The sequence below is a fragment of the Dethiosulfovibrio peptidovorans DSM 11002 genome, assembly GCF_000172975.1.
In the GTDB taxonomy this organism is placed as follows: Bacteria; Synergistota; Synergistia; order Synergistales; family Dethiosulfovibrionaceae; genus Dethiosulfovibrio; species Dethiosulfovibrio peptidovorans.
Genome location: NZ_ABTR02000001.1, coordinates 2,439,029 through 2,457,375, shown reverse-complemented (window position 1 = coordinate 2,457,375; position 18,347 = coordinate 2,439,029). Strand labels below are relative to the sequence as shown.

Annotated in this window: 19 protein-coding genes and 1 tRNA gene; 19 read left to right on the top strand and 1 reads right to left on the bottom strand. The window is 53.4% G+C overall.

Features of this window, described 5'->3' with window-relative positions; genetic code table 11:
• From DPEP_RS11900 to speD, 5 genes are all read left to right on the top strand, one after another.
• Window positions 1–1,875: a YgiQ family radical SAM protein gene (locus tag DPEP_RS11900; RefSeq protein WP_005662396.1), complete on the top strand. Its 1,875-nt coding sequence runs from the start codon at window positions 1–3 to the stop codon at window positions 1,873–1,875.
• The gene (gene murB, locus DPEP_RS11895) at window positions 1,872–2,870 is read left to right on the top strand and encodes a UDP-N-acetylmuramate dehydrogenase (RefSeq protein WP_005662394.1); all 999 of its coding nucleotides are present in this window, start codon (window positions 1,872–1,874) and stop codon (window positions 2,868–2,870) included. The genes DPEP_RS11900 and murB overlap by 4 nt, the downstream gene beginning before the upstream one ends.
• Window positions 2,871–2,959: 89 nt before the next feature.
• On the top strand, window positions 2,960–3,742 hold the full coding sequence (locus DPEP_RS11890; protein WP_005662393.1) for an amino acid ABC transporter ATP-binding protein: 783 nt from the start codon (window positions 2,960–2,962) through the stop codon (window positions 3,740–3,742).
• Window positions 3,742–5,304 (top strand): ABC transporter substrate-binding protein/permease, encoded by a 1,563-nt coding sequence (locus DPEP_RS11885; RefSeq protein WP_005662392.1) that lies wholly within the window; start codon window positions 3,742–3,744, stop codon window positions 5,302–5,304. The genes DPEP_RS11890 and DPEP_RS11885 overlap by 1 nt, the downstream gene beginning before the upstream one ends.
• Before the next feature lie 99 nt (window positions 5,305–5,403).
• On the top strand, window positions 5,404–6,225 hold the full coding sequence (gene speD / locus DPEP_RS11880) for an adenosylmethionine decarboxylase (protein ID WP_005662389.1): 822 nt from the start codon (window positions 5,404–5,406) through the stop codon (window positions 6,223–6,225).
• A 72-nt stretch (window positions 6,226–6,297) separates the two neighbouring features.
• On the opposite strand, the gene yedF is transcribed toward speD, so the two are convergent.
• Entirely contained in the window at window positions 6,298–6,930 is a 633-nt protein-coding gene (gene yedF / locus DPEP_RS11875) for a sulfurtransferase-like selenium metabolism protein YedF (protein WP_005662387.1), read from the bottom strand.
• 175 nt (window positions 6,931–7,105) lie between these two features.
• Between yedF and selA the strand changes: the two genes are divergently transcribed.
• From selA to cmk, 14 genes are all read left to right on the top strand, one after another.
• Window positions 7,106–8,509: an L-seryl-tRNA(Sec) selenium transferase gene (gene selA, locus DPEP_RS11870; protein WP_005662385.1), complete on the top strand. Its 1,404-nt coding sequence runs from the start codon at window positions 7,106–7,108 to the stop codon at window positions 8,507–8,509.
• Window positions 8,506–10,419: a selenocysteine-specific translation elongation factor gene (selB, locus tag DPEP_RS11865; protein ID WP_005662384.1), complete on the top strand. Its 1,914-nt coding sequence runs from the start codon at window positions 8,506–8,508 to the stop codon at window positions 10,417–10,419. The genes selA and selB overlap by 4 nt, the downstream gene beginning before the upstream one ends.
• Before the next feature lie 66 nt (window positions 10,420–10,485).
• Window positions 10,486–10,740, top strand: a complete 255-nt coding sequence (locus tag DPEP_RS11860; protein ID WP_005662383.1) for a Veg family protein — start codon at window positions 10,486–10,488, stop codon at window positions 10,738–10,740.
• A 30-nt stretch (window positions 10,741–10,770) separates the two neighbouring features.
• The gene (locus tag DPEP_RS11855; RefSeq protein WP_005662380.1) at window positions 10,771–11,625 is read left to right on the top strand and encodes a 4-(cytidine 5'-diphospho)-2-C-methyl-D-erythritol kinase; all 855 of its coding nucleotides are present in this window, start codon (window positions 10,771–10,773) and stop codon (window positions 11,623–11,625) included.
• Between the two features lie 9 nt (window positions 11,626–11,634).
• Window positions 11,635–12,429 (top strand): phosphoribosyltransferase family protein, encoded by a 795-nt coding sequence (locus DPEP_RS11850; RefSeq protein ID WP_005662378.1) that lies wholly within the window; start codon window positions 11,635–11,637, stop codon window positions 12,427–12,429.
• Window positions 12,430–12,504: 75 nt separating this feature from the next.
• Window positions 12,505–12,687, top strand: a complete 183-nt coding sequence (locus tag DPEP_RS13130; protein WP_005662375.1) for a ferredoxin — start codon at window positions 12,505–12,507, stop codon at window positions 12,685–12,687.
• 71 nt (window positions 12,688–12,758) lie between these two features.
• Window positions 12,759–12,835: transfer RNA gene (locus tag DPEP_RS11845), tRNA-Ile, on the top strand.
• 61 nt (window positions 12,836–12,896) lie between these two features.
• The gene (locus DPEP_RS13125) at window positions 12,897–13,673 is read left to right on the top strand and encodes a Nif3-like dinuclear metal center hexameric protein (protein ID WP_083797608.1); all 777 of its coding nucleotides are present in this window, start codon (window positions 12,897–12,899) and stop codon (window positions 13,671–13,673) included.
• A 34-nt stretch (window positions 13,674–13,707) separates the two neighbouring features.
• A complete protein-coding gene (gene trpS, locus DPEP_RS11835) occupies window positions 13,708–14,709 on the top strand; it encodes a tryptophan--tRNA ligase (RefSeq protein WP_005662371.1) in 1,002 nt (333 codons plus the stop codon).
• A 38-nt stretch (window positions 14,710–14,747) separates the two neighbouring features.
• Window positions 14,748–15,491, top strand: a complete 744-nt coding sequence (locus tag DPEP_RS11830; RefSeq protein WP_005662369.1) for a segregation and condensation protein A — start codon at window positions 14,748–14,750, stop codon at window positions 15,489–15,491.
• Window positions 15,466–16,050 (top strand): SMC-Scp complex subunit ScpB, encoded by a 585-nt coding sequence (gene scpB, locus DPEP_RS11825; RefSeq protein ID WP_005662368.1) that lies wholly within the window; start codon window positions 15,466–15,468, stop codon window positions 16,048–16,050. The genes DPEP_RS11830 and scpB overlap by 26 nt, the downstream gene beginning before the upstream one ends.
• The gene (locus DPEP_RS11820; RefSeq protein WP_005662366.1) at window positions 16,037–16,753 is read left to right on the top strand and encodes a pseudouridine synthase; all 717 of its coding nucleotides are present in this window, start codon (window positions 16,037–16,039) and stop codon (window positions 16,751–16,753) included. The genes scpB and DPEP_RS11820 overlap by 14 nt, the downstream gene beginning before the upstream one ends.
• A 21-nt stretch (window positions 16,754–16,774) precedes the next feature.
• Window positions 16,775–17,656: an HDOD domain-containing protein gene (locus tag DPEP_RS11815; RefSeq protein WP_005662364.1), complete on the top strand. Its 882-nt coding sequence runs from the start codon at window positions 16,775–16,777 to the stop codon at window positions 17,654–17,656.
• Between the two features lie 8 nt (window positions 17,657–17,664).
• Window positions 17,665–18,333: a (d)CMP kinase gene (cmk, locus tag DPEP_RS11810; RefSeq protein WP_005662362.1), complete on the top strand. Its 669-nt coding sequence runs from the start codon at window positions 17,665–17,667 to the stop codon at window positions 18,331–18,333.
• Window positions 18,334–18,347 lie beyond the last annotated feature (14 nt).

Genomic DNA, 18,347 nt, shown 5'->3' with positions numbered 1-18,347 from the left:
ATGTTGGATCGCAGAGATTTTCTTCCTGTGAACAGGGACGATATGGAGGCCCGGGGCTGGAACGAGCTGGATTTTCTGTTCGTGAGCGGAGATGCCTACGTGGATCATCCGAGCTTCGGGCCAGCCGTGATATGTCGATGTCTCGAGGCGGAGGGGTTTAAGGTCGGAATAGTCGCACAGCCGGACTGGCGGGGGCGAGAGGATTTTACCGCGATGGGCCGTCCCAGGCTGGGGGTGTTGGTGTCGGCGGGGAATCTCGATTCGATGCTCAACAAACTGACCGCTGCGAGGAACAGGAGAAGAAGCGACAGCTATTCGCCTGGAGGGGAGCTCGGTCACAGGCCGGACAGGGCTACCTTGGTCTACTGTAATATAGCGAGAGAGCTCTGGGGCGACGTTCCGTTGATTATAGGAGGGGTGGAGGCCAGCCTGAGAAGGATGGCCCATTACGATTATTGGTCCGATAAGGTGAGACGCTCCATACTGATCGACAGCCGTGCGGATATACTGGTCTACGGAATGGGGGAACGACAGATCCTGGAGATAGCCTCAAGGCTGGCCTCCGGTGAGTCCGTGTCTGATTTGACCGATATCGGAGGAACCTGCTACAGGTCTTTGTCGGTTCCGAAAGAGGCTGTAGAGATTCCCTCTTTCGAGGAGGTCCAGAAGGACAAGAAGGCTTTCGCCGAGGCTTTTCGGCTTTGGTACGGAGAGCAGGATCCCTTCAGGGGAAGGTCCGTCTGTCAGAGGCACGGAGATAAAACGGTGGTCCAGCTTCCCCCTGCCATGCCTCTGTCGACCGAGGAGATGGACGGCGTCTACGATCTTGCCTACGTCAGGGAGCCCCATCCCATGTACGACGATTTAGGGGGCATCCCTGCGATAGAGGAGGTCCGCTTCAGCATAGTGAGCCATAGGGGCTGTTTCGGAGACTGTTCGTTCTGTGCCATCTCGGCCCATCAGGGCAGGATAATCCAGGCCAGGAGCCATCGTTCCATATTGAAAGAGGCGGAGAGATTGGTCTCCATGGACGGCTTCAAGGGGTACATACACGACGTAGGAGGTCCTACTGCCAACTTTCGTCATCCATCATGTTCGAAGCAGCTGAAGGTCGGAACCTGTCGAGATCGACGCTGTATGGCGCCTAAGCCCTGTCCCTCTCTGGACACGGATCATTCGGACTATATGGCTCTTTTGAGGAAGATAAGGATGCTCCCCAAGGTCAAGAAGGTGTTTATACGATCGGGCATCAGATACGACTATCTCATGGAGTGCGGCGACGAAGGCTATCTAGAAGAGATATGCCGCCATCACGTCAGCGGAATATTGAAGGTGGCTCCCGAACACTGTTCCCCCCGGGTACTTAAGCTTATGGGCAAGCCCTCTATAGACGTGTTCCTCAAGTTCAAGAAGGCTTTCGACAGGATCAACGAAAAAATAGGCAAGAAGCAGTATCTCATTCCCTATCTGATATCCAGTCACCCCGGTGCTACCTTGAAGGACGCCGTGGCCATGGCGGAGTTCCTGAGGGATCTGGGGCACATCCCGGATCACGTTCAGGATTTCATACCTACGCCAGGCAGTCTGTCCACCTGCATGTATTACTCCGAGATGGATCCCTATTCTGGAAGGTCTCTCTTTGTCGCCAAAAGAGGTCACGATAAGGCGCTTCAGAGGGCTTTGTTGCAGTACGACAGGCCGGAGAACAGGGCCCTGGTGGTGGAGGCGCTGGAGAAGACGGGGCGGACCGATCTGATAGGCAGAGGTCCTGATTGTCTCGTTAGAAACTATACCGAAAAAAAGAGGACCGATAAAAAGACGGAGAAGGTCCGGATACGAAAGGACAAGAAAAGAGGACGGAGGGGTGGAAGATGAGACGAGTTCTTCATGTGTTGGAGAGCATGGGGATTCCCTTCTCCTTGGACGAACCTCTGAAAAATCACTGTACGTGGAGGATCGGAGGGCCGGCGGATCTTTTCGTCCAGCCTCGTTCCGACGAGGAAGTGACCGCCGCGGTCTCCGCCTTTCGCCGTAACGACGTGCCCTGGTTGGTGATAGGTAGAGGGTCCAACCTGCTTTTCGACGATGACGGCTTTCGAGGAGCGATACTGAAGGTCGGCAGATCGTTAGGGGGATTCGAGATCCGAGAGGACCGCATTACGGTGGGAGCCGGTACGTGGGCCCCCTGTCTGGCGAGGGCCAGCGCCTCCGCCGGACTTTCCGGACTGGAGCATACAGTCGGGATTCCAGGTAACGTCGGCGGATTGATAGCAATGAACGGAGGCAGCCTTAGAAGGTCCATCGGTGATTCTGTGGAGTGGGTTCGCTTCCTGGACGAGGACGGAGTCCTTAAAGTGTTCTCTCCCGAAGAGTGCGGCTTTTCCTACCGTCGTTCCTGTTTTCAGGATGGACGGAGGGTCGTGGTGGAGGCCGGGCTCCGTCTGAAGAGGTCGATGCCCGGAGAAGTGAGATCCGAGATGGAGGATGTGCTTAAGGAGAGAAAATCTAAATTCCCCCTGGCCTATCCGAATTGTGGATCGGTCTTCAGCAACGACCCGGAGATATTCTCCCTTTGGGGAGCTCCGGGAAGGGTAATAGAGCTTTGCGGACTCAAAGGGCTTCGACTGGGCGACGCAATGGTGAGCGAAAAACACGCTAATTTTATAATAAACCTGGGGGATGCCGATTCCTCCGACGTGATCGGTTTGATCGGAACGATTCGGTCGGTCGTTAGGGATTCCATCGGTCGAGATATTCCCTGCGAGGTCAGATATGTGGAGCCGAAAAAGGGGATAGTTCCCCTACACGAGATCTTTCGGTCAGGCGATAACCCAAGATTCAAGAAGAAGGAACAAGAAAAAAGGGCATAACCCTTTCTCTTGCGTGGCTTTTATGTCATACTACGTCTCTGACGCCCTCAACGGGGCGATCCGATTTAAGTTAGGAGAGTGAGAAGGAGTTGAAAAAGAACTGCGAGATCCTCATAAGCGTCGAGGATCTCCACAAGAGTTTCGACGACGAGAAGGTGCTCAACGGGGTGTCTATAGACATCAAGGAGGGAGATCTGGTCTCCATAATCGGTCCTTCCGGATGTGGCAAGTCCACTTTCCTGAGGTGTATAAACGGTCTGGAGCTTCTGGACTCCGGGACAATCTCCGTAGCGGGCAAGACCCTGAGAAGAGATTCATCCGAACGGCAAGCTGGGCAGAGGTTCATGAAGACCGCTCACGATATGAGGAAAGAGATAGGCATAGTGTTCCAGGGATTCAACCTTTTTCCCCATAAAACCGTGATCGAAAACGTCATGCTGGCTCCCATGGTCGTAAAGAAGAAGACCTATGAAGAGGCGGAGGAGATAGCCAGGGCCATCCTTTCCAAGGTCGGCCTTCTGGGATACGCCGGGCGATATCCGGTTACCCTCTCCGGTGGCCAGGCTCAGAGGGCCGCCATAGCCCGGGCTCTCGCCATGGCTCCGAAGGTGATGCTTTACGACGAGCCTACCTCAGCGCTGGATCCCGAGCTGGTTGGAGAGGTCCTCCAGGTAATGAGGGATCTCGACGCAGAGGGGATGACCCAGGTACTTGTGACCCACGCCATGCATTTCGCCAGAGATGCCTCCGATTACGTCGTTTTTATGGACCGTGGCGAGATAGTCGAGATCTCCGATGGAGACGAGATGTTCTCAAACCCCAAGAACGAGCGAACCAGAAATTTCCTTCGTCACATGATGGAGGTTGCCTGATGTCCCGCCTACTGTCGGTCTTTTGTGCGTTCTTTTTCTCTCTTTCAGCGGTTACCGGAGCTTTTGCCTCCAATACCATGTCTCCCGGCGTGCTTACCTGGGGAGGCGATACGGAGGGCGGAGCTCCCTATATGTTCCACCATGCTGACGATATAGGTGAACTCGTCGGCTACGAGGTGGAGATAGTCGAGGCCATCGCGGAACAGATGGGGCTTTCCACCAGATTCGTCCAGAACGGATGGGACAATCTCATTCCAGGTTTGGAAAGACATCTGTACGACGTATCCATAGATGGGCTGGAGATCACGCCGGAACACAGCGACGTGGTCGATTTCTCTATCCCTTATTACGTCACGCATCTCCAGATAGCGGTGAGAAGGGATAATTTCGACATAACCGATCTCGAATCCTGCAGGGGCAGGGTGGTCGGGACGTTGAAACAGTCTTACTCTCAGTACGTCCTGGATTCTCTGGAAGGGGTGGATGTCCGTACCTACGCCGACGAGATAAACGCCTACACCGATCTCGTCAACGGAAGGCTGGACGCCACCCTTTTCGACGCCCCTATCGCCCTCTATTACGGAGGTCCTATGAGAGAGGTCAAGTTCGTAGGCCCGGAGATAGGCAGGATCGAGTACGGAATAGCGGTGCGCAAAGGCGAAGAGGAGCTTCTGAGCCAGGTGAATCAGGCCATAATGACCCTCAGGGACGACGGTACTATCCGCTTTATCCTGGAGAGGTGGAACCTGTGGAACTCCCTGGTAGCAGAGGAGTTTCAGGATCTAGGGCCGGTCAAGACTACTCCGGACAGATACAACGGATGGATTGAGAGCCATAGGCCCGATGCCACATGGAAGGATACAGCTCGAAGATATGTGTCCTTCATGCCTAAGCTCGGAAGAGCTGCTATCACTACGATAGAGGTGTCGCTGGCCGCGATGGTTTTGGCGGTGGTTCTCGGATTGTGTCTCGCCATAGTCAGGGTGTTCGGTCCTGCGCCCTTGGCGGTGTTGTCTACGTGGTACGTGGAGATCATAAGAGGGACTCCCGTCTTGATTCAGCTTTTCTTCATTTTCTACGGTCTTCCAAACGTAGGCATAAAGCTCGATCCCTTCACCGCCGGGGTGATAGGTTTAGGTTTGAACTACGCCGCCTACGAGGCCGAGATATACAGGGCGGGGTTGATGGCGGTGCCAGCCGGTCAGATGGAGGCGGCCTTGGGACTGGGAATGACCAGGAGAGAGGCCCTGCGCCACGTCGTGGTTCCCCAGGCGGTCAGAATGGTGTTGCCTCCTGTGACCAACGATTTTATCTCGCTATTGAAAGATTCCTCTCTAGTCTCCGTCATAACATTGGTGGATCTAACCAAAGCTTACGGACAGATAGCTACGACCTATTACGATTATTTCGGGACGGGGTTGATCGTGGCGGCGATTTATTTTCTTTTGGGATATCCCTTCATTCGATTGGCTCGTTGGAACGAGGCCAAGCTGGAGGCCTCTCTGATTCCCGATAGGGTCCGTCGGCAGAGAAAAAGCGGTTTGGGAATGAGGCTTTTTTGAGGTATGGAGAATTGAGTGGTATATTCGGAAAGAGGCGTTTTCCGAAAGGCCGTCCCGGCGGTTGTCCGGGCTACCCTATTCACGTCTGGGGGGCTTACGATGACGGAAGATAGAATAAAACTGTATGGTTTCAACAATCTTACCAAGAGCCTGTGCTTCAATATGTACGATATATGCTATGCTCAAAGTCTGGTGGAGCGTAAGGAATACATAAAGTATATCGACGACGAGTACTCCGCCGATAGGCTCACCGCAATATTGAGTGACGTGGCGGATATCATAGGGGCAACTATCTTGAACGTGGCCAAACAGGACTACGAGCCTCAGGGCGCCAGCGTCACGATGCTGATAGCGGAGGAGCCCGTCCCTCCGGAGCTCAGAGGCAGCGAATCTGAGAGAGAGCAGTTCGCTGCGCCTGGGCCTTTGCCCAACACCGTGATAGGTCATCTCGACAAGAGTCACATAACGGTCCATACCTACCCGGAGCAACATCCGGATAACGGCATAAGCACCTTCAGGGCCGATATAGACGTGTCTACCTGTGGAAGGATATCGCCTCTGAGGGCGTTGAATTACCTGATTCACAGGTTCAATCCCGATATCGCCTGTATAGATTATCGTGTAAGAGGGTTCACCAGAGATATAGATGGCAATAAGTACTTCATCGATCACGATATAAACTCTATACAGGACTTTATATCGAAGGACACCATAAACAGGTACAACATGTACGATGTCAACGTTTACCAGGAAAATCTTTTCTGCACCAGGATGACTCTCAGGGATTTCGACCTGGACGATTATCTGTTTCACATAAGCGCGGACGATATCCGCCCCTCAAAGAAAAAGATAATCATGGACAAGATCAAGACAGAGATGGCGGAGATCTTCTCTGGAAGGAACCTGAAGTCCTTCAACTGATAAATGACGAAAGAATAAAAGGCGGCAGGAAGGATGGAACGATCTTCCTGCCGCCTTTTTACTATTCAACGTTTACAGCGAGAGTATGGAATCGGCTTTTAGCATGGCCTCGGAGATGTCGAACATGTTGGATATCTCACCGACTCCTACCTGATCGGCTATACCGAAGTGGTTTACGCAGGTTCCGCAGACCAATATTCTGCATCCCTTCTTCTCCAATTCGATTATACTTTCGCAGGTCGAACTGTCCTTGAGAGCCAGTTTGACTCCCTCGTTCATGAAGGCCAAGGTCTCCGGTATAAGTTCGTCGTCCAGTTGATGAAGGGTTCCTAAGAAGCCTTTTATTAGGATCTCTCCCAGATCTCTATCGGCTCCTCCCAGGATGTCTCTGGTGATGATGACAGCTATGGCTTTACTGTCACCGGATGGTCCGTTACTTCTCCCTCGGGTGTCTTCGGACGGGCTAGTTCCATCTTCTCCCTCGGAAGGACCGTCTCCCTTGATTCCCGTGACAGCTATATCCAGGTCGTTTTCCGCCTCCAGGACTACCTCGAATCCCTTGCTTTTGAGCAGTCTCGTGACGTTCTGTCCAGCGATGGCGTTGTCCACTATCACCTTGATCTCCGAGGCCCCCGCCTCTATGGCTTTCTTCGTCATTATCACAGGCTGAGGGCACATCTTTCCCCTGGCATCCACTGTTTGCATTACGCTCGACCTCCTATGGATATTCTGTGTGCAGCCGTAGCTCTAGGCTTGAAGCCTTCGGTCTGTTATCATCGATTGATCGAAAGGTCTTTCCATAACTGCAAAGAAATTATATCATTACTATTAACCTATTTCACCCCTGCGGGGGAATTCGTATCGGGTGGTGACGGTCCTAATGACGGACGAAGATATACAGGGACTTCTTCGTGGAATTCCCGCGATGGAGAAGGTTTTGAACGATGAGAGAGCCTCTAGGTATCTCAAATATCTGGATAGAGAGGGACTGAAGGAGCTGTGTTCCTCCATATTGAACGATATGAGAGTCGAGATCCTGTCCGGAAAGAGAAAGCAATTTAAAGACGAGGATTTGTTCTCTTTACTGGACGACAGGGTCGAATCCATGTCCGCACCCAGTCTGAGATCGGTGGTGAACGGCACCGGAGTAGTGGTCCATACGAACCTTGGAAGGTCTTGTCTGTCGCCGGAGGCGGTGAAAGCGGTTTCCGAGGTCGCCGGTAGGTACAACACGCTGGAGTACGACCTAGAGGCGGGGGAAAGAGGTCAGAGGAACAGTCACGTGGAGTGGCTCCTCTGCAAGCTTACAGGAGCGGAGGCCGCCGTAGTAGTCAACAACAACGCCGGAGCCGTTCTGCTCTGCCTCGCCGCTCTCTCCGCCGGTCGATCGGCTGTGGTCTCCAGAGGGGAGCTGGTGGAGATAGGAGGTTCCTTCCGGATACCCGACATAATGACCTTTTCCGGAACCAGGCTGGTCGAGGTGGGAACTACGAACCGGACCCACCTGAGGGATTACGAGAGGGCGGTCGGCGAGGATACTGCAATAGTTATGAAGGTTCACCCTTCCAATTTCAGGGTGGTTGGGTTCCACAAGGAGGTATCTAGAGAGGACCTGGCTGCCCTTGCCGAGGATAAAGGTGTTATCTTCATGGAGGATCTCGGCAGCGGTATATTGGTCGATCCAGGCAAGCTGGGGCTATCGGGAGAGCCCACTGTCGGTGACTGTATCGATGCCGGAGTCGATCTGGTCACCTTCTCCGGAGATAAACTTTTGGGCGGACCTCAGATAGGGGCCGTGGTGGGAAAGAAAAAGCTGGTGGACTCGATTCGGACCTATCCTCTCTTAAGAGCTCTCAGGTGCGATAAGATGACTTTGGCAGCTCTCGAGGCCACCTTGAGGCTGTATCTCAGAGGGAATTGGAACGAGATACCCACCTTGGCCATGCTTTCTCTCGATGGAGATGCGATAAAAAAGAGATGCCTATCCCTCATGGAGGCTCTGGACCCGGTGCTCGAAGGGGCCCATATGGAGGTCGTAGCGGTGGACGACGCAGTCGGAGGAGGGGCCTTCCCTGCCACGGCGGTTCCCGGATTCGCTTTATCCGTATCCTTGCCCGATCTGAGCTCCGGAACTATTCAGGAAAGGCTCAGGTCCTGCGACGAACCTGCGGTGGTCGGTGCTAGAGACGGCAGGATCTTGATCCACGGCAGGACCCTGATGGAAGGAGACCTGGACCGATTGGTTCGAGCTTTTACGTCTATCCTGGAGGAGGAGTCGAGATGACCGAGGAGATGTCTCTAGTAATAGGTACTGCCGGGCATATAGATCACGGAAAAACCCATCTGGTCAAGGCCTTGACCGGCGTGGACTGCGACAGGCTGTCGGAGGAACGGAAACGGGGGATAACCATAGAGCTCGGCTTTGCTCCTCTGGAGCTTCCCAGCGGCCGAGTGGTCAGCGTGATAGATGTCCCCGGACACGAGAAGTTCATAAGACAGATGGTGGCGGGGGCCTCCGGCCTGGATGCCGTTTTGCTCGTGGTGGCCGCCGACGAGGGAGTTATGCCCCAGACCAGAGAGCATCTGGACATAATAGAGCTCCTCGGGGTTCGCGAGGGATTCGTGGTTTTGACCAAGGCGGACCTGGTGGACGAGGAGATGTTAGAGTTAGCGACGGACGATGTTCAGGATCTGGTCAAGGGGACTTTCCTTCAGGACAAGCCTATATTGGCTGTCTCCTCCGTTACGGGGGATAACCTGGGTGCCGTCATGGACGAGATGGACAAGCTTGTGGACGAGGTCGTCCCCAGAGATAGAGAAGGGGCCTTCTTTATGCCTATAGACAGATCCTTCCCCGTGGCGGGATTCGGAACCGTGGTGACCGGAACGGCCTACAGAGGCAGGGTATCCCAGGGCGACGACATGGAGATATTGCCGGCGGAGTTGGACACCCGGGTTAGAAGCCTACAGGTTCACGGTTCTTCGGTCGATTCCGCCGAGGCAGGTCAGAGGGTGGCCATGAGTTTGAACGGTCTTTCCGTCGATCAGCTCAACAGAGGAGACGTCGTGTGCGCCTCCGGCGTATTCAGGGCGTCCAGCTGTCTGGACGTGGGGTTGAAGGTCTTGCCGGGGGCTATAGAGGGAATTTCTCATTGGCAGAGGCTCAGGGTCCACCTGGGAACCTCGGACGTGTTGGCGAGGGTGGCTTTTCTGGACAGAAAGGAACTTCTTCCCGGAGAGGAGGCGGTCGCCCAGCTCGTCCTGGAGGAACCGGTCGTCGCCTCCATATGTCAGAGGTTTGTCGTCCGTTTTTACAGTCCTCTAAGGACCATAGGCGGAGGGGAGGTCCTTTCTCCCTACGGGAAAAAAGCTCGAGGGAGAAGGGCGAGAGAGGAGACCGTCGCCAGGCTGGAGGCGTTGATGGCCTCCGATTCCAGAGAGGATCGCATAGCGGCACTGGTGGATTTTCACGGAAGGATCCCTTTCGACGACCTGATAGTGCAGACCCAGGAGACCAGAAAAGGATTGGCCGAAATATTGAAGGACCGCCTGAAATCCAGAGGCGTTTCGGTTATCCCCGTAGGCAACGGCATAATCATCTCCGACGGAGAGAGAGCCCGACTGGAGGGCTCTATCCTGAAACGGCTGGAGTCCTTTCATGAAGAGCACCCTCACCAGGAGGGGGAGGCTGCCGACAGGTTGGTGAACGGACTTTTTGCCGATGAAGACAGAAAGTTCGGCCGGGCCTTCGTCGGTTGGATGGTAGAGGGAGGGGTACTGATATCCAAGGAATCCCTGCTCTCCCTTCCTGGGTTCGAGAAAGAGGACGATCAGGCTTTTCAGGCGAAGGTGGATGTTCTGAAGGGATTGTGCGATGATGCGGGGTTTCATCCGCCGGTTTTGACCGATTGTCCTAAAGCCCTTGGAATGGACGAAAAAGAGTTCTCCCGTTTTCTGACCGATGTCAGACGGATGGGGTTGTTCTCCGTGGTGGATGGAACGTTTTTGATTTCCTCCGATGTGGAGAGACGGCTGCTTTCCGCTCTTAGGGAGGTAGACGGAGGGATAACCATAGCTTCCGTGAGGGATATAACCGGAAGCAGTAGAAAGTTTGTCCTGCCCCTCTTGGAATATCTCGATGGCAAGGGGGTTACCAGAAGGGTGGGGGATAGAAGGATAATCTTAGGTGGTTAAAAAATTTGAATTTTTTGGATGGATATGTTAGAATGTCCTTATCCCTGTGAAAAGAGGAGGACTCTCATGGCTTGTTCCATTCAATCGATTCGTCAGAGGGTGGCTCGATACAAGGGAAACACGGTGCGGTATCGTGCCACCAAGGGACGTCGCAAGACGGAGGAAAGGCGAGGGGTGATCTTGGAGACATACCCGTGTCTTTTCACCCTTTACGTGGAATCTCAACACAGCAAGGTTTCCTTCAGTTACGCTGAGTTGTTGACAAAAGAGGTGGAACTGGAGCTTATCAAGGATAACGCCAGGACCTCCGAGTATCTTTGATCAGCATTCTTTTTCAGGAGTGATTCTATCATGGAGATCCTTGTTCCCAGCGACGGTAAGATAAACCTATCGTTGAGAATCGTCGGCCGAAGGGAAAACGGCTATCACGATCTGGTATCGGTTTTCATGAGAATGCCGTCGTTGGAGTCCTTGAGTATCGTTCCGTTAAAAAAGCAAGATGTCGATGATGTCGTAGAGGTGAGGAATATACCGATAGACGGCGTCAATTTAGTCAAGAGGGTGATCGATCTTCTCCGTGGAGGAGGAGTTTCGGTCCCCTCTCTCTTGGTGTCCATAAATAAAGAAATTCCTCCCGGAACGGGGCTTGGATGTGGTTCAGGGAACGGTGTGGCCGTATATAAGTGGATCGATTCGTGTCGCAAGAACCTACCTCATCCGGATGCCCTGGCTTCCGTAGGGGCGGATCTGCCTTTTTTCGCCCAGGACGTATCTCTGGCCCTGGTCGAGGGAGTTGGGGAGGACGTGAGTTTTCTCCCCCCTTTGGAGCTCGACTGCGCCCTCTTGATCCCAGTCTGGCGTTCTGCCACTTTAGAGGCCTATGGAGCTCTCGATCGCTATTTTTCAGGTGTCTGGCCTAAAGGTCCGGAGGAGGCCCGGCAGGAGGCCCTATCCATAGTGAAGGGGCTTTCCAAGGGATCTAAAATAGGGCTTCTTCCCAACGATTTTCTGAAGCCTCTTATGGTCTCTCATCCCGAATACAGGTCGATATTCGATGGCATCGAAAAATCCGGAGCCTTGGCCTGGGGACTCAGCGGCAGCGGCAGCGCGGTTTTCGCCTTATATCGAAAAGGTAGTCTTGCAAGGGGTAGGTTAGGTCATCTTTATGGGCTTGAATGTGTCGAAAAAATAATATTGGTGGAGTGATGGTAGATTATGAAAGGACAACGCACCGGGAGGCTTATAAGGATAGTATCTAAACTTTTGACCTGCCCTTCGCGCCAATTCTCGGTCACGTCGTTGGCAGACGATTTCGATGTGTCCAAGACTGTGGTAAGCGACGACGTTTCCATCATAGACGAGGCCCTTCAGGCCGAGGGCTTGGGGCGGGTTCGAGTGGACAGAGGCAGATCCGGAGGGGCTTTTTTCGTGCCTCAGGTGTCTAGAGCTAGAAGAGAGGTTTTTCTGGCTCGACTTGCCGATGTACTTTCCAAGGAGGACAGGATTCTTCCCAGCGGACTGATATACTACAGCGATATACTGTTCAACCCTAAGTTTACCTGGGAGCTGGGGCTGATATTGGCCTCCGATTTCTACGATATTCGTCCGGATGTGGTTATGACGTCGGAGGTAAAGGGTATCCCGCTTGGAATGTCCACCGCCCAGGCACTAGGCGTTCCGTTGGCCGTGTGTCGATTTAGGAACAGGGCAAGCGATGGCCCCGCCGTATGCGTCCATTTCGCCACACAGACCGGAGATGTCCGAGCCATGTATATGGGGACCAAGCAAATATGCCAGGGCAGCAGAGTTTTGGTTATAGATGATTTCATGCGAGGTGGAAGCACCGCTTCCGGGATGTGCCAGGTAGTCAGGGAGTTCAAAGCAGAGCTTGTCGGGATAGGTGTATTTCTCGCCGCTTTGGAGCCTCGAAAAAAGGCCATAGAGAGTTATTCCGCCTTGCTTCGTCTGGATATGTCCGGCGAGGGGGCTAGAGTGTCCATCTCGGGTTGATTTTTTGTATACACTTAGATTGACGCCGGCGAATCTATGGTATAGAATGCCCCACTATGAGGGGGGTGCCCTTATATGCGTGTCAGTATCGACAGCGATAAATGCATTGGCTGTGGAGTGTGTGTCCAAATTTGTCCAGATGCCTTCACCCTTGACGAGTCGAAAGGGATAGCGAGGGTCCTTCGCCCTGAAGGGGCGGATTGTGTGGATGAGGCCAGGGATAGTTGTCCCGTATCGTGCATAACGGTGGAGGAATAAAATAAAACCTCAAATCGGCGATTTTGCCTCTTGAACAAGACGGTAGTACCGGTTATAATAAGCGCCGTTCCGGGCCCATAGCTCAACTGGTCAGAGCCACCGGCTCATAACCGGAAGGTTCCAGGTTCGAGTCCTGGTGGGCCCACCAAGAGCTAAGCCGTTCCTTCGGGAGCGGCTTTTTTTTTAGGAAAAAACACGAGTGGGGGGAAATGATGAATATAGACGGTTTGAGCCGTGTGATGGAAGAAGTGGCTTCTTTGGCCTGGGCGGAGGATTGGGACAACTGCGGAGTTCTGTTGAGATCCCGATCGGGGAACGTCGACCATATAGCCGTCGCTCTCGATCCTACGGCGGAGATCGTTCGATCTGCCTCAAGTGCTGGGTGCGACTGTCTCGTCACCCATCATCCTCTCATCTTCTCTCCTCTCCGGCGTCTTGATCCTTCAATACCTTCCAACGCGGCGGTCTTCGAGTTGATAGAGAGAGACATGTCGATTCTCTGTTGCCATACCAGTTGGGATAATTCCCCGGTGGGGACGAACGTCTCTCTGGCGAACTCGATAGGGCTAGGCTCGGTGGAGCCGATGCTGTTCGAGAACAGGGGATGGGGTATAGGGGCAGTAGGAAACCTGGAGTCCCGTTCCTTCAGGACCCTCGCTTTGTCGGCAAAGGATCGATGGCGACTTTCATTCGCCCGACTTCACGGAGATCCCGACAGGACGGTCTCTAAGGTCGCTTTGTGCGGCGGATCGGGAGGTTCTCTGTGGAGAGATGCTCTGGCTGCCGGAGCCGAAGTGTATATAACGGCAGACGTGAAGTATCACGATGTGCAGGATGCCGTAGCTTCTGGACTGTCGGTCCTGGAGGTTGATCACGGCGAGATGGAATGGGCTTCCATGGGGGATTTGGCCGCTCACGTAGGTAGGTTGTCCGGATTGGATACCCTATTGCTGGAGAGGCCGTCCTGTTCGGGAGAGCTCGTTTAACCTGACTGGGTGAGGAAAGGAGCTTCTTCTAGATATGAAACTTAGAACTTTTAGCGGAATGAGACCTACCGGTAAGCTGCATCTGGGGCATATGGCAGGTGCTTTATCGAATTGGATAAAGCTTCAGGAGGATCCGGGATACGATTGTTTCTATGGCATTGTTGACTGGCACGCCATGATGTCCGATTACGCCAACAGCTCGGTCATAAAGGGAAACTGTCGGGAGGTTCTGCTGGATTGGCTCGCTGTGGGCCTTGATCCGGAGAAATCGACCATATTCGTTCAATCCCACGTCCCAGAGCATGCGGAGCTGTCCCTGGCTTTGGGAATGGTGACGCCTCTCGGGTGGCTTCAGAGAAACCCGACTTACAAGGAGCAGATCCTAAACATACAGAACAAGGACCTCAGCACCTTCGGCTTTCTGGGATATCCCGTCCTGATGGCCGCCGATATACTTCTGTACAGATCTTCCGTAGTCCCTGTCGGGGAGGATCAGTCGGCTCACCTGGAGATCACCAGAGAGATCGCTCGCCGGTTCAACAACTTCTACGGCGAGGTGTTTCCCGAGCCGGATATCCTTCTTACCCCTACACCTAAAGTACCAGGCACGGACGGTAGAAAAATGAGCAAATCCTACGGTAACAGCATTAACATAGCCGATACTGAAAAGGAGATGTGGAATAAGCTCAGGACCATGATGACCGATCCAGCCAGGGAGAGAAAGACCGATCCAGGGGACCCCGACAAGTGTCCGGTATGGGATATCCATAAGGTATTCAATCACGACGAGGACGAAAAGGCCGATCTTGCCTCCGGTTGCAGGACCGGTTCCATCGGATGCGTCCAGTGTAAAAAGGCTTTGAAGGAGCACGTGGTGTCCATGATGTCTCCGATCTGGGAGAGACGGGCCTATTACGAGTCTCGTCAGGAAACCCTTGACGATATTTTGTGGAACGGAGCCGACAAGGCCAGAGTCGTCGCCAGAGAGACAATGGACGCTGTTTTGGAAGGTATCGGTTTCGTCCCTCGTAGATAGACCTGCGGTCCATCCTTGTATGAATCGGGGGTGATGCGATGATCCGCATCGATATCGATGGTTTTTCCGGGCCTCTGGATTTGCTCTGTCATATGGTGGAGAGTCGCGAGATAGAGGCCTCTTCGGTCAGCGTCGCCGAGGTTGTAAGGATTTACGGTGTCTATCACGCTCAAAAAGGCGAGGTCCCGATAGAGGCGGTGGCCCATTTTTTGGTCCAGGCCGCTCGACTCATATTGGACAAGGCTCTGGCTCTGATGCCTCAGAAGGTTACCGATAACACCGACGAGGTCTGGGATCAGGAGTTCGTGGAGGAATCGCCGGATATCGAGGATATGCTTCTGCGTTATCGCCCCTACAGGAAGGCCGCCGGTCTTCTGGCAGAGCTCCTGGCCGAAGCGGGACGTCGTTCCTTCAGGAACTCCCTGCCTCTTCCGCCGTCCTACGATATAGGGGACCTTTACTCCCTCTCCTCTATCTGGTGGTGTCTGATGAAATCCAGGGAGATGGTCTTCTCCGATCCCGAAGATACATGGGAGGACGACCATCTGGCGGGGATGCCCGCCCCTATTCCCGAGGAAAACCAGGTGGAGAACAGAATGGGCCTGATAATGGAAGAGCTCGGCGACGGTAGGATCTACCTTTCCACCTTCCTGAGGGGTAGACCCGGAGCTTCCGAGTTGGTAGTTACGATTCTGGCCCTCTTGGAGCTTTCCAGAGGAAACAGAATAAGCCTTAGGCAGGAGGATCAATTTGGTGATGTCCTCGTTCTTTCAAGAAGATAAAGGGCTTTCTGTTCTTAAACGCATCGAGGCGGTCCTTTTCGTCGCTTCCGAGGGAGCTACGGCGACGGAGCTCGCCGAAGCGGTGGGAATAGACGAGAATACAGCCCTAGGCGGTCTGAAGGCCCTCTCTGAAAAATACAGGGAAGGATCTCACGGAGTAGAGGTGGCCTTTTTGGGTGGTGCATGGCATCTTTGCACCGTCTTGGACGTCGCTGACGCCGTCGACAGTTTCAGGGAGGCAAACGAGAGGGAACGTATCAGATTGAGCAAGGCGGCTCTGGAGACTCTAGCCGTTGTGGCTTATAATCAACCTGTAACCCGATCGGAAATAGAGGATATCAGAGGCGTGCGTTGCGAGAGGGTGATAGAGACTCTGCTGAGCCACGGTCTGGTACGTATCTCGGGGAGAAAGAAGAGCACCGGATCACCTCTCCTCTACAGGACCACCGATTCCTTTCTCAAGGTCTTCGGTTTGGGGGCTATCTCCGATTTGCCCACTGTATCCGAGATAGAAGAGCTGCGCTCTCGACGGGAGGACGACGATAGTGAGGCTCAATAGGTATCTTGCTTTGTGCGGAGTTGCATCCCGGCGTAGGTCCGAGGATATAATTAGAACCGGTAGGGTGAAGGTAGAAAACGTGACCGCCACCGATCCTGCCATGGATATATCGGAAGAAGACCAGGTGTCAGTGGACGGAAAATCAGTATGCTTTCAGAAGTCCGTCTATATCGTTATGAACAAGCCCAAAGGTTACGTTTGTGCTGTCGAGGATCGTTTTTATCCTACTGTGGTAGGCCTTTTGTCCCCTGACCTGAGGGCTAAGAGGATCTATCCTGTCGGGCGTCTTGACAGGCAAAGCGAGGGCCTCCTGGTCTTGACGAACGACGGCGATTTCTGTAATTCTTTGATACATCCTAGTGCTGGCTATCAAAAGACCTACGAGGTATTGCTGGGCGAAGCCCTTACGGAAGAGAACCTTTTCTCCTGGCGCAAGGGTGTTCCGATAAACGGAAAGGTCGTATCTCCGGTTTCGATTCGGGTGATGGATAGAAAACCTGCCAGAAGGTGGGTCTCGATAGTCCTACAAGAGGGGCTTAAAAGGGAGATCAGGATAATGGCGTCTCATTTTTCCCTCTCGGTGAATGTCCTCTTTCGTAGAAAAGTTGGTAGAATGGAGTTGAGAAAACTCAAATCAGGAGAATACTGTGTTGTGGAACTCCAACGGTTATGGCGACTTATCCGTCAGGGAGGAAGCGTCTAGTTCAAGGCAGGAGATGGGTTGATGGATGATCGAACCAGACAGCTGATACAGAATCGTATCCTCAGCAGGCTGAAGGAGGTCAAATCCTTCCCTCAGTTTGTCATGGAGACCTTGAGAGCATTGGATAACCCGGACAGCAGCGCGTATAACGTCGCAGGCAGTCTCTCAAAGGACGAGGGCTTGGTCATAAGAACTTTGAAGTTGGCGAACTCGGCTTTTTACGGGCTTCCCAGAAAGATCTCCAGCATTCAGGAGGCGGTAGCACTTCTGGGCTATAAAACGATCAAAAACCTGGTCATAGCCGCCACGGTCTATCAGAGGATGGACAACTCCTTTGCCGGTTACGCCCTAGATAGAGGAGACCTGTGGAAACACTCTCTCAGCGTAGCCTATGCGGCCAGATATCTGGCGGAGAGGACCAAGGCCTGCCTTCCCGATGAGGCCTATATCGTAGGTATGCTTCACGCCATAGGCAAGATAGTTCTCAACGACTATATAAAATTCGGTTACCAGATAATAGTACGCATCGTGGATACCGATAAGATCCCCTTCGTGGAGGCGGAACGGATGGTATTGGGGTTCGATCACGCCCAGGTGGGAGCCATGCTGGTGGAGAAGTGGAATTTGCCCGAGTCCCACAAGGTGGCTATTCAGTATCAGTACTCACCCGACGAACTTCCGGAGGATCTTCAGGAATACAGAGGACTCGTTGACATCATCCACCTGGCCAACTCCTTGGTATTGATGCTGGGAGTAAGCGGTGGGGCGGATGCCCTTCAGTATTCCATGTCGGAGACGGTCCTCCAACGTTTAGGACTAGAGGGAGAGGTCGAGGAACTCTTGTCCGATTTGGTCGACATCATGGACAAGGTATCTGAAGAGATGGAACTCATGGAGGAATAAGGCCTGCTATGGCATCTAAAAATATAGTTATCACCGTCGACGGTCCTGCCGGTGCCGGAAAGAGTACCGTGGCCAGGAGGGTCGCATCCGAGTTAGGAATACCCTATCTGGACACAGGGGCTCTTTACAGAGCCCTCGCCTATATATTGGACAGCCGTGGTATTCCTCCCGAGGAGGGAGAGGACCTGAATAGGTCTCTTAGATCTATTTCCGTTTTACTCGAAGGCGGCAGGGTCACCGTGGACGATGTCGACGTGACCGACATGATCCGTACCCCTAGGGTGGACTCCATCGCTTCGTCCTATTCGGCCCTTCCCTCGGTCAGAGACAAACTTTTGGATCTACAGAGGGAGCAGGCCCTTTCCGGTGGTTTGGTCGCCGACGGTAGAGATATGGGGACGGTGGTGTTCCCCCTAGCTCCTTTGAAGGTATATCTGTCCGCCTCGGAGGAGACCAGAGCCGATCGTCGTTGGCGTGAGTTGAGAGAAAAAGGGGAGGATTTTCCCTTCGACTCTATCCTGGAGGATATAAGACGAAGGGACAGGGCCGACATGGATAGGGCCTGTTCCCCTCTGAGAAAGGCCGCTGATTCGGTTCTCATCGATTCATCGGATATGACGATCGACGAAGTGGTGGCGAAAATCGTCTCCATCGCTTCGGAGGTTCGACATGATTAACTCTTTTATATATC